This window comes from Deefgea piscis (assembly GCF_013284055.1).
Classification (GTDB): domain Bacteria; phylum Pseudomonadota; class Gammaproteobacteria; order Burkholderiales; family Chitinibacteraceae; genus Deefgea; species Deefgea piscis.
Map to the genome: position 1 here is coordinate 282168 of NZ_CP054143.1, position 12328 is coordinate 294495.

Sequence of the window (12328 nt, forward strand, 5' to 3'; positions counted from 1 at the left end):
GGTATGCTGCTGATTCCGCCTAATGCGATATCAATGATGACCCTTGTTGAACTTGAACGTAGCCTGAATCGTGCGCAAAAATTAGTCCATACCCAAAGTGCCGAGGCCTTACAACTGGCCTTAAATGCCAAAACCATTGCGGCAAAATTAAACGCGGCCTTACCCAGTGCGCATGCACTGTTTTTATGCGCGCAGGCGTATTTTAACTTTGGTCAGTACCCTGAATCATTACGCGATTTAGCTGAATTAAATACACTCGCCAATCTCGAAAATATTGCTAGGTATGAGGGTGCACGCCTTAATCTATATGCTCGTGTTCAATATACCCTTGGTGCCTATCATCTAGCTCGTGATAGTTGGAATCGCTGCCTCACCTTACCCGACGAGGCCATCTCCCTTGAATCTCGCGTCCAAGCGCATATTGGTTTAGGGCAACTGTATTACGCCCATGAACACTACCAAACGGCGCTAACCCACCACCGCAAAGCGCAAGAGCTCGCCAGCCATGAAGACCATCATTTACATGCCAGTATTTTAATTAATATTGCGGCAGATTTAATCGGTTGCGGGCAGCTAGACGAAGCCTATCGCAACTTAAAAAGTGCCCTGCCCTTAGTGAAAGCCGATCAAAGCTATCGCAATGAGGGTGAGATTTATATGAATATTGGCTTGATTCAATTCTTACGTGGCGATCTGGATCGCGCCACGATTAGCTTGATGGTGGCACTCAAAATCAATCGCCTGCATCACCATCAATGGAGCGAAGCCAATACCATGCTGGTTTTAGGCCAATGCCAAACCGCCAAAGGTGACGTTGATTTAGCCATTGAAACATTGCATTCGGCGCTATATACCGCCAGTCATTTAGGGATTCGTCATCAGCAAGCCAGCATTCATGCTGCCCTAGCGCAAAGTTACACCGTCAAACACGATCCCGAATCCGCCCTGCGCCATCAAGATCAACACCAGCATTTACGGCTGCAATTACGCAATGAAATTCATCAAGCAGAACTCGAGACGATGGAGCTGCCATTTACCTAAAATCAGCACGCGGCAGTGGCCTCACCATTTAAGGTCGTCAACCGCTCCTAGTGCCACCGGGGCGACGGTAGACGCATTGCGCGTGATGCTCATGAATGCATCGATTAAGTGATGATTACAAGTCAGCAACAAACAAAACGCGTAAAAACCAAGGTAAAACCAGCAAAAAACCAGCTTAGTGTCAGTCAATTACGGTTTTTTACGATACCCACATTAAATTTGCGCCTTTCATCGTGCATTTTTCCGTTAAAATTCACCCTTTAGCCGTAATTGCCTGCCGGAGACGCCCTTCATGATGGATCCCACCGCCGTGAGCCACGTGACCTCGCCTGAACGTTTGCGCGAAATTCCCTACAACTACACTTCTTTTTCCGATCGTGAAATTGTCATTCGCCTAATGGGTGAAGATGCATGGCGGGTACTGGATGAATTACGGCAAGAGCGTAAAACCGGCCGATCGGCACGGATGCTCTTTGAAGTATTAGGTGATATTTGGGTCGTGAAACGCAATCCTTACGTCCAAGACGATTTGCTGGAAAACAATAAACGCTTACAACTGTTGGTTGAAGCGATGCATCATCGTTTGCACGAAATTGAAAAGCGCCGCCAAAGTAATGAGCGAGTGAATATTTTACTCGCTCGCACACGGCAAGCCGTGGATGCGTTTGAACGCGAATTTCGTGACGTTGCCATTTTGCGGAAAAAAACGCTTAAAAAAATGGCCGCCCACACCCGGCGCGACAATATCCAATTTGATGGTTTAGCGCGCGTTAGCCATGTGACGGACGCCACCGATTGGCGCGTTGAATATCCATTTGTGGTGCTGTGCCCAGATACCGAAGCCGAAATGGCCCCCTTGGTCGCGGCCTGTATTGAGCTCGGGTTAACCGTGATCCCACGTGGCGGCGGCACCGGTTATACCGGCGGCGCAGTGCCACTCACGCCACTCTCTGCGGTGATTAACACCGAAAAACTCGATCGCCATCAAGGCGTAGAGACGATGCGCATTGCTGGCGTGAATCACGACGTTTCCACCATTCATTGCGGCGCAGGCGTTGTCACCCGCCGCGTGATGGAAGCGGCGGAAGAAGCCGGTTTAGTGTTTGCAGTCGATCCAACTTCAGCCGATGCTTCTTGTATCGGCGGCAATGTGGCGATGAATGCCGGCGGTAAAAAAGCCGTGTTGTGGGGCACAGCGCTCGACAATCTGGTGAGCTGGAAAATGGTCGACCCCGATGGCAATTGGTTGTTCATCGAGCGGATGGATCACAATCTGGGCAAAATCCACGATGCGCCGCAAGCGACGTTTTGCATCAGCAAGTTTAAACCCGATGGCAAAACCAAAATCGGCGAAGAAACCTTGGTAATCCCAGGGGCCAAATTTAGAAAAGAAGGCCTAGGTAAAGATGTGACCGATAAGTTTTTATCGGGTCTACCGGGGATTCAAAAAGAAGGTTGTGATGGCTTAATCACCAGTGCGCGCTTTGTTTTACACCGCATGCCCAATCATGTTCGCACCGTGTGCTTAGAGTTTTTTGGTGAAGTAAGCCGCGCAGTACCGTCGATTGTTGAGATTAAAAATTATCTAGATGCCCATCCAACGGTTCAACTGGCGGGTTTAGAGCATTTAGATTGGCGCTATGTGCGCGCCGTGGGTTATGCCACCAAGGCCAAGAGTAAAGGCCGCCCCAAAATGGTGTTGATCGCCGATATTGTGTCGGACGATGAGCGCGCACTCGGCGAAGCCACCAGCCATGTGGTGCAGCTCGCCAACGCGCGTGGCGGCGAAGGGTTTGTTGCGGTGTTACCTGAGCAACGCAAAAAATTCTGGCTCGATCGCGCCCGCACGGCCGCCATTGCCAAGCACACCAACGCCTTTAAAATCAATGAAGACGTGGTGATTCCACTACCACGTTTGGGCGACTATTCCGACGCGATTGAGCGCATCAATATTGAATTGTCGATTCACAATAAGCTCGAGTTACTCGACAAACTGACGGCGTTTTTCCAGCAAGGACGCCTGCCGTTTGATACCAGCGATGCGCCAGTCAGCCACGATGTGCTCATTGGCGATCGCCGTGAATCGGCGCTGGCATTTATTGAGCGCTCACGCATTCACTGGCAATGGGTCGGTCGCAATTTGGATGATGCGTTTGAACTGTATCAAACCGCATTCCCAATGATGCCGCTAGAAAAAATCCTCGATCCGGATGAATTACCGCAAAGTGTATTTCATGCCCTGCGCGACTCAGTGCTGCGAATTTCATACAAGCGTGAATTACTCACTGATTTAGAAACGCTGTTTGGCGGGCGCACCGACAAATTAATTCTGGATGCGATTCACGCGATTCAGCAAAAAGTACTCAAAAGCCGCACCTGGATTGCGCTGCATATGCACGCCGGTGACGGCAATGTGCATACCAATATCCCAGTGAATTCTGACGATTACGAAATGCTGCAACGCGCACATCATGCCGTTGCCCGCATTATGCGCGTAGCGCGTGAGCTCAACGGGGTTATTTCTGGCGAGCACGGTATCGGCATTACCAAGTATGAATTCTTAACGCGCGAAGAGCTGGCACCGTTTGAAGCCTACAAGCAACGTATCGATCCAAACGGGCACTTTAACAAAGGCAAGCTCATGCCCGGCGCGGATTTGCGCGACGCGTATACGCCATCGTTTAGCCTGCTGGGCACTGAATCGCTGATTTTAGAGCAGTCAGACATCGGCAATATCAGCAATATGGTCAAAGACTGTTTGCGCTGCGGTAAATGTAAACCGGTCTGCTCAACGCATGTACCGCGGGCGAATTTACTCTATAGCCCACGCAATAAAATCTTAGCCACGGGTTTGCTCACTGAAGCCTTCTTGTACGAAGAACAAACGCGGCGCGGTATTTCGCTCAAGCATTTTGAAGAACTCGGTGACGTGGCCGACCATTGCACCGTTTGCCATCGCTGTGTGAATCCATGTCCAGTTAAAATCGACTTTGGTGACGTGACCATTGCCATGCGTAATTTCTTACGCAAAGAAGGCAAAAAGAAATTCAATCCCGGCTCGGCGCTGGGCATGGCATTCTTGACGATGAAAGACCCGGCCACCATCAAATTGATGCGCACTGTCATGATCGGCTGGGGCTATAAAGGCCAACGCTTGGCGCACACGCTGGCCAAACGCTTTGGCTTAATTAAAAACGTCACCAAAGCACCACCAGCGACGCTCGGCACGGCATCGCTCAAAGCACAGGTCATTCACTTTGTGAATAAACCGATGCCCGGCGGCTTACCGAAAAAAACCGCCCGCGCTTTACTCGATGTTGAAGACAGCAATGTGGTGCCAGTAATCCGCGATCCAAAACGCCTGAATGAAGACACTGAAGCGGTGTTTTACTTCCCAGGTTGCGGCTCAGAGCGCTTATTTAGCCAAGTCGGTTTAGCCACACAAGCCATGCTGTGGCATGTGGGCGCAACCACGGTGTTGCCACCGGGCTACCTCTGCTGTGGGTACCCACAAACCTCGAGCGGTCAACAAGACAAGGGTGACAAAATTACGATGGATAACCGCGTGTTATTTCATCGGCTGGCTACCACCTTGAATTATCTCGACATTAAAACCGTGGTGGTGTCGTGTGGTACGTGTATGGATCAGCTGCAAAAATATCGCTTTGAAGATATTTTCCCCGGTTGCCGCCTGCTCGATATTCATGAGTATTTGCTTGAAAAAGGCGTCAAACTTGAGGGTGTGAGTGGTACCCAGTATATGTATCACGAGCCATGCCATACACCGATGAAAACCTATAAAGGCATCGATGTCGCTAATGAATTGATGGGACAACGTGTTGATCTCAATGATCGTTGCTGTGGTGAGTCCGGCACGTTTGCGGTCGCTCGCCCAGACATCTCGACGCAAGTGCGCTTCCGTAAGCAAGAAGAGATGGAAAAAGGCGCGGCTAAACTGCGTAGCGATGCCAATGACACGAAAGCCAAAGTGAAGATTCTGACTTCATGTCCGTCATGCCTGCAAGGTTTAAGCCGATATGATAATGATGCAGATACCACGGCTGATTACATTGTCATTGAAATCGCTAAAAACGTGCTTGGCCCGAACTGGATGCCTGACTATGTCAAACAAGCCAGCCAAGGTGGTATTGAGCGCGTGTTACTCTAGGGTCTGTTGACGTTTGGTCCAATACTGCGTTACAAACTAGGTAACCCATATCGGGTCTGTTGACGTTTGGTTTGCCAACCGCGTTTGCGCGGATAAGCAAACGTCAACAGACCCTAGCAAGAGGGCGCGATATTTCGGCGCCCTCTTTTTTAACTTCTATTTTTTGCAACGATCAGTTCGATTGCGTAGAGGATTGCTCATGCAGGCCAACTGTCTACTGTGTACCACCGAAGGTGGCGAGTTAATGTGGCAAAATGATTTTGCACGAATTATTTTGGCCGATGAGGCCGGCTATCCGGGACTATGCCGCGTGATTTTAAACGCGCATCGGGTTGAAATGACCGATTTAACGCCGTCTGAGCGAACTCAGCTAATGAACCTCGTTTGGGAAGTCGAACGCATCGTTCGGCAATGCTTAAATCCGCATAAAATTAATTTAGCCAGCTTAGGTAATATGGTGCCGCATGTGCATTGGCATATTATTCCACGCTGGGAAAATGACCCGCACTTCCCCGCGCCAATCTGGGCGCAAGTACAACGCCAAGCTGAGCCGATGGTCAGCACTGATCAACTGGCACAATTAAAACAACAATTAATGCACATCGTTGTATGAATATCCCACGCCCCACTGCCATAGATGCAGCAATCGCCACGCCACCATTTCAAGACGCCAGAAGCGCCAGAGATTGGCTGAAATTACTGCCTTTAATTAATGTGCCAGTGGCGCATGCCGAAATCCGCTCAGCCATCATGGCGCTCAATCACAGCCAAATTGCGGCTTTAGATCGCCTAAAAATTATTGAGCAATTTCGCGAAACCATCCATGTATTACAAGATGGTTTTTTAAATCGTTATACCCAAAAAGCGCTGCCACTGACCGAGATCGAGCATCAATCGTGGCAAGAGGCGCTCACGCTATGGCAAGACTTAGAGCATAGCTATGCATCGATTTGGCAAGCGGCCATTGCCGGCCAAAGTGATGTCACCGAATATATGACTTTACTGGCTGAGCGTACTTTGTATTACAGCTTACAAGTCAATATTTGTTATATTTTGGTGCACCGTGTGATTCCAGCAGCGCAATGGGCGCAGCAATTTAGTCATTACACCCAAGCACAGCGCTTGGGGGTCGCGCAGCAAAAAGCCAAAGATAGTTTAATTACAATTGGCGGCGTCACCACGCCAGAAAATATCTTTATCCATAGTTTATTACTGTCGGCAGCGAATCCGTTTCAATACAATTTGCGCAATTTAATGTGGATTTCAGCTTGTTTAGAAGTTTTTTCTAGCCGCTGCGCCTTAGAGCATATTGCCGAAACGCTACCGAATCGCCCAGCTTTCACCATTGATTTTGAACACCCCGCTGCGCCAGAGCGCCGTGATCGGCCGAGTAAAGACAGCGAAATGGCCATCAGCACCTTGCAATTGGCTCAAGCGCTAAGTAAACGCATTAAATTACTCCGCCGTGGCGAAATGCCAGAAAAAATCGGCTTAGGCACGACACTCAGCCTGCTGGCCGCAGAAACACTACTCACCGATTTATATCGTCAATGGTGTGAGCATCCCGTTGAGCGCTGTTTACCACGTCGGGCAAGCCAAAAAACCGCTCAAATCGGTTTTGGGCTGAGCAATTTACACCAATGGATGGCAATAGGCCGCTTTACGCCACCACCGCAAGCTGAAACACAAATCAGCAGCGAAGAGTTAATGCAAATTCGTTTATTTGGCCAAACGAGTGCGTCTTCGCAATCGGCACCGGTAATTCGTACCCAGCCTTGGCAGGTGATTGATGAAACCGCCACTGGTTTACGTTTAGAAGCGCCAGCAGGCGACGAGCGCATTGCCTTACAACAACTATTGATTATTCAAGACCAGCAGCAGTATTTGATGGGGCAGATTCGTTGGATTTCTGAACAAGACCAACAACTCACCATCGGCGTGCAATTGCTACCCGGTGTGCCACAAGCGGCATCCATTCGCGCCCAAGATGCGGCGCGCTTTGGGCAAACTGATTATATGTCGGTGCTATTAGTGCCGGCGCTAGTGGCCTTAAAAGTGCCCAACTCCTTGCTACTGCCTACCGGTTGGTTTCGCCAAGGTCGATTGCTCGAATTATGGGATGGCTACCGTAAAACGCGAATTCGCTTAGTCAGTATTTTAAGTCGCGGCGCTGATTTTGAGCGCGTCCATTTTGTGGCCTCTGGGACAATGGATTAGCTTCCCCTGCCAACGGCGCTAAAACTGAATAATTTCCCCCTGAATTAAGCGCCGTACCGCAGTTGTGGGCAACAATGCCAAGATCTGCGCCATGGTTTGCTCATCTTCGCTGGGTTTTAAATGGGTAATTAACACCTCAACGCCGGCTGGCGCTGATTTTAACTCGCGGGCCAAAGTACTCGGGCAAAGGTGTTTGGCCAATTGCGCGAGTTTGGCATTGGATTCGGCAAATGCAGTTTCAATAATCAGCAGCTTTAATTCGCTAATCTGATTCACCGCCTGCCAAAATGCGGCCCCACCAATGGTATCGCCACTCAACACCAGCGATGCCGTTAAATTGCTCACTTGAAACGCCAATGCCGCAACCGTGTGCTCGGCGGGCAATGCCGTGATGGCCAAATCATCAATGCAATGCGTTTGCCCCACTTCAATCGGCACATATTGCAGCAAGGGCTGCTCAGCCGATGGAATCACACTAAAGTCGGGCCAAATTAGCCAATTAAAAATATGCGTTTTCAGCGTTTGAATCGTCGCGGCACAAGCATGCACAATCACTGGACGCGTCCGTGCCCCCAAAGTGGCGTCGAGCAATAAGGGCAAATAGGCGATGTGATCTAAATGAGCATGCGTGAGAAAAACGTGTTCAATTTGCAATAATTCTGCGCTACTTAACTCAGCCACGCCAGTGCCGGCATCCAGCAAAATGGTTTGATTCAATAAAAAAGCGGTGGTGTGGTGGGCGCCACCAATACCACCACTACAACCGAGTACACGCAATGAAGTCATAATTTACCGAAAGAAAAACGCCATTCGAATGCCTAAAATCTCAATTAAATCTTCTTCGTTTAATCGCAGCTCTGCCACCTCAAGTGGCCGCCCATTCACCACAGGGCGTTGTTGCCCTTCGCTATGGGCAATAAAAAAACCCTGCTCTCGGCGAGAAATGACCGCCACTTGCTGCCCTACTTTACCCAAGGTATTACGCTCTTTATTGAGCAATAATTCACGCCCAGCATTCGCGCCAGTGAGTACACGAATCACTGCCTGCTTGGGTATCGATTGAGTTGGTTCGATCAACGCAGATTGTTGCCGCGGTAGTTGGCGATCACTGATAAATTGCAAACGATATTTGGCAATTTTAATTTCATCGCCATGATTTAAAGCATGGCGTTTAATTTTTTTACCATTCACCGATGTGCCATTGGTGCTTTGTTGATCTTCAATAAAATAATGATCTCCAATGCATTCGAGCACTGCATGCACACCAGAAACGGCTAAATGATCAATATGGATTGCATTATTTGATCGACGCCCAATTAAAGTGCGCTGGGCGCTTAAATTGAATTCTTTGACCGGTTTACCTTCAAAACTTAATACTAATTTAGCCATAAATCCAAACTTCCAATGCAGTAAACCCAGTGCAGTATGCTGCCTGTCAAACTAAGTCGTGAAACCATCATTGTCTTGCATCGTGGCCTCGCCTTGCCATAAAACTGAGCGCCACGCATAAAACCTTCCAAATCCTAAATCAAGGAGTGCTGTAAATAAACGACTAACTTAACCAATCACCTACTTTTTTTAATAAGCCAGTTTGCGCGGAAAAATCCCGATTAACTTTTACCAAAATCACTGAAATATTATCTTTACCACCATGGGCATTGGCTAATTCAACCAAGGTACTGGCCATTAAATTTAAATTGCACTCGGGGGCGGCCATTTGCAAAGCGATCACGTCATCGGTCAGCATATCGCTCAAGCCATCAGAGCAAAATAAATACAGATCATCGATTTCAACCGCAAAATCATGAATCTCAGCCTGCACCTCAGGGGCCACCCCAACCGCACGCGTGACTAGATTTTTATGCGGCGCATGGCGCGCATCTGCAGCACTGATTAAGCCCGCATCGATCTGCTCTTGCAACAAGGAATGATCGTGCGACAACTGCTGCAACTGCTGCTGCCGAAATCGATAAGCCCGCGAGTCACCGACATGCGCAATCGCCACCCGATTATCAAAAAATAAACCACTAACTAAGGTCGTTCCCATGCCAGCGCATTGCGGATGTTTTTCACCGGTTTGAAAAATCATCGCGTTTGAACGATCGATCGCGATGGTGAGCATTTCAGCGGCAATTGCCGATAGATTTTGCGAATTTTTATTGTGTAGCGCGATCATGGCCAATTGCGCCTGCATCACTTCATGCATGACCTCAACGGCAATGCTACTGGCCACTTCTCCGGCGTTGTAACCACCCATGCCATCGGCCAAAACTAAAAAACCCAATTCGGCATCGATGCGAATCGTATCTTCATTGTGTGAACGCAAACGCCCCACATCAGTCAGGCCCGACATCTCAAGCGCCGTGGCTAAGCTGCGCATTGGCCGCTCCTGGCTGTATCGTCATAACGGCAAACGGCGGCGACGAAATGACCAGACGTGATGAGCGTACACCATGCGGCATCCGCAAGTGCAATCATAGTGTATCGCCAGCCCAAGCTACGCCATTGAAGCAGACGAGGATGCAAGACCGCGATAGAGGCAAGATTCACAGAATTTACTTTCACAAAAATAGCACTCACCTCGGGGGTATATTCGCACAAACTATTAAATTATTGCTGTTCAAGCCTATACATTAATAATAAAACTAACGCAGTACGGCGAGCCATCATGACGGAAAGCGATCGCGCTAACGCTTTCTTTAATGAACGCTGCCAGTGAGATCAGCTGCGAACTGTCGGTATTCACCACAAACTTCAATTAAAGCACTCAGTCAGCCCAATAGGACAAAGGCAATTGCCCGCGTTAACCGCAAATCAACCTGCATACTACATATTGCATGCTCTGCCTGTGCTCTAGCAAACTCGACGTGTGCAATCGCTACGGTCTGTGGCTCAAACGCGGCATTTATGGAATTTCGGCATACGGCATACGCCGTTGGATAATCGCCGCTTTCCGCAGTAAACGCCGATCTTTACGATTTTGGTCAAAATAGCGTGGATTGGTCACCATTGAGGCGAGTTTCGCGGATTGCGCGGCAGATAATTTTTTCGCGTCGATCCGATAATAATGCTGTGCAGCCGCTTGCGCGCCAAAAACACCATCCCCCCACTCGATCACATTCAGATAAATCTCAAAAATTCGCCGCTTATCGAGCAAAGCTTCAATCATCACCGTGAGTACCGCTTCTTCCACTTTACGCAGTGGATTGCGACTGCCAGATAAAAATAAATTTTTTGCCAGCTGCTGCGTAATGGTCGAACCACCAGCAACAATGCGGCCTTTTTTAATATTTTTTTCCCACGCCGTTTGCAGGCCTTCCCAATCAAAACCTTCGTGATCCAAAAATTTAGCGTCTTCTGCCGCCACTAAGGCGCGCTTTAAATGCGGCGAAATTTGCTCATAATCGACCCATTCAAACTCAAGCTGCGCCGCTGGGTTTTCGGCCTGTAGCCGTTCCAACTGTGTTTGCATAAATGCGCTATCGCTAGGATTCACCCAGCGCCACGCCAAAATATGCAAAAACATCCACACATTCCATAATAAAACCAAAATCAGCAACGCCGCCAAACCGCGCCCAAGCCAGCCGAGAATCCCCGTTTTTTTCATTCTTTACCTATAGGTATATGAATGTAGGTATTGTTAATAAACAGCTACATTCATATACAGCATTAAATTTGGTGTTATTCAGATTCAGTATTGATGATTTTAAGTGCCTGCGGCACGGTTGTTTACAGTTGCAGTCCGGGCTGGTGGCCCTGTTTCTTTGTTTCTTTTGACTCGCCAAAGAACAAGAGGAAAAGAAAGGCACCCCAGGCGCGCATCGTTCCCCGATGCCTTCGATTGTGGTGAGCCAAACGATAAAGTGGTTTGTCTCACTTCGCACGCAGTGCACTTGGATGGATTTTTAAACCCTAGATCGACGAGCGCGGCATAGCAGCAACACAAAATCTAAGTATTGCCTTAAATTTGTTCGCGCATCCATTGCAATACCGGCGCAACATTCGGCCGTAAACCCGTCCACAACTCAAACGCCTCTGCCGCTTGCCCAACGAGCATCCCCAAACCGTCGACACGAGTGTGTACGCCCGCTAAGCGCGCTTGCGCCAAAAATGGCGTTTCGCCCTTGCTATACATCATGTCGTAGGCCAAGGCTTTAGACGAAAAAATCGCATCGCCAATTGGTAAGCGCTCGCCATTTAAGCTCGCGGACGTGGCATTGATCACAACGTCAAATTGCGAACCATCGGCGACGACCACTTCATCAAGTAAATCATCAAAGCCCAGCGCCTGCAGCGGCAGCGATACATCCTGAGCATGCAGCCAAGGCGCAGCCACTTCATCTAATAACCGTTGCGCTTTACTTTGCGTTCGATTGGCAACCGACAGCGATTTCGGTTGTTGCTGTAATAGCGGTAACAATGCGCCGCGTGCCGCGCCACCGGCGCCGAGCAATAAGATTCGTTGCCCACGCAAATCAATATGACGCAAAAGATCGGCGACTAATCCCGCGCCATCGGTGTTGTCCCCTTGCCAAGCGCCGTTGACTTGTCGCACCAAGGTATTGACCGCACCGGCAGCAGCAGCGCGCTCAGTCAGTTGCTCGCCGACCCAACGAAAAGCTTCTTCTTTAAACGGTACTGTCACATTCGCCCCACGGCCACCCGCATCCGCAAAGGCTTTCACCGTTGCCGAAAAACCATCTAAGGGCGCGAGTAACTGCTGATAGACAAAGCGACTTACGGCGGGATGATCTGCAAACTGAGCGGCAAATGCAGCATGAATTTGTGGGGATTTGGAGTGCGCAATCGGATGACCAATCACAACATACGTCGGGTGAATCATGGTGCAGAACCCATTAAAAAGTGAGGTGTCAGTGTTAAGCAAAAAAATGGCATCGCTGC

9 protein-coding genes are annotated in these 12328 nt (G+C 49.2%); 4 read left to right on the forward strand and 5 right to left on the reverse strand.

Annotated elements, in window-relative coordinates:
- Positions 1-33: 33 nt before the first annotated feature.
- From HQN60_RS01435 to HQN60_RS01450, 4 genes are all read left to right on the forward strand, one after another.
- Entirely contained in the window at positions 34-1041 is a 1008-nt protein-coding gene (locus HQN60_RS01435) for a tetratricopeptide repeat protein (RefSeq protein ID WP_173532014.1), read from the forward strand.
- Positions 1042-1333: 292 nt separating this feature from the next.
- A complete protein-coding gene (locus HQN60_RS01440) occupies positions 1334-5209 on the forward strand; it encodes a DUF3683 domain-containing protein (RefSeq protein ID WP_254456660.1) in 3876 nt (1291 codons plus the stop codon).
- Positions 5210-5408: 199 nt separating this feature from the next.
- On the forward strand, positions 5409-5822 hold the full coding sequence (locus tag HQN60_RS01445; protein ID WP_173532015.1) for an HIT family protein: 414 nt from the start codon (positions 5409-5411) through the stop codon (positions 5820-5822).
- A complete protein-coding gene (locus HQN60_RS01450; protein WP_173532016.1) occupies positions 5819-7426 on the forward strand; it encodes a cyclic-di-GMP receptor FimW-related protein in 1608 nt (535 codons plus the stop codon). Before HQN60_RS01445 ends, HQN60_RS01450 begins: the two co-directional genes overlap by 4 nt.
- Positions 7427-7444: 18 nt before the next feature.
- On the opposite strand, the gene HQN60_RS01455 is transcribed toward HQN60_RS01450, so the two are convergent.
- The 5 genes from HQN60_RS01455 to aroE all read right to left on the reverse strand — a co-directional run bounded on the left by HQN60_RS01455 (position 7445) and on the right by aroE (position 12269).
- Positions 7445-8212 (reverse strand): MBL fold metallo-hydrolase, encoded by a 768-nt coding sequence (locus tag HQN60_RS01455; RefSeq protein WP_173532017.1) that lies wholly within the window; start codon positions 8210-8212, stop codon positions 7445-7447.
- A gap of 3 nt (positions 8213-8215) precedes the next feature.
- Positions 8216-8815 carry an FHA domain-containing protein gene (locus HQN60_RS01460; protein WP_173532018.1) on the reverse strand — a complete coding sequence of 200 codons (600 nt, stop codon included), beginning with the start codon at positions 8813-8815 and terminating at the stop codon, positions 8216-8218.
- A gap of 163 nt (positions 8816-8978) precedes the next feature.
- Positions 8979-9806, reverse strand: coding sequence for a Stp1/IreP family PP2C-type Ser/Thr phosphatase (locus HQN60_RS01465; protein ID WP_173532019.1), 828 nt, complete (start codon positions 9804-9806; stop codon positions 8979-8981).
- 525 nt (positions 9807-10331) lie between these two features.
- On the reverse strand, positions 10332-11033 hold the full coding sequence (gene mtgA, locus HQN60_RS01470; RefSeq protein ID WP_173532020.1) for a monofunctional biosynthetic peptidoglycan transglycosylase: 702 nt from the start codon (positions 11031-11033) through the stop codon (positions 10332-10334).
- 354 nt (positions 11034-11387) lie between these two features.
- A complete protein-coding gene (gene aroE / locus HQN60_RS01475; protein ID WP_173532021.1) occupies positions 11388-12269 on the reverse strand; it encodes a shikimate dehydrogenase in 882 nt (293 codons plus the stop codon).
- Between the last annotated feature and the right edge of the window lie 59 nt (positions 12270-12328).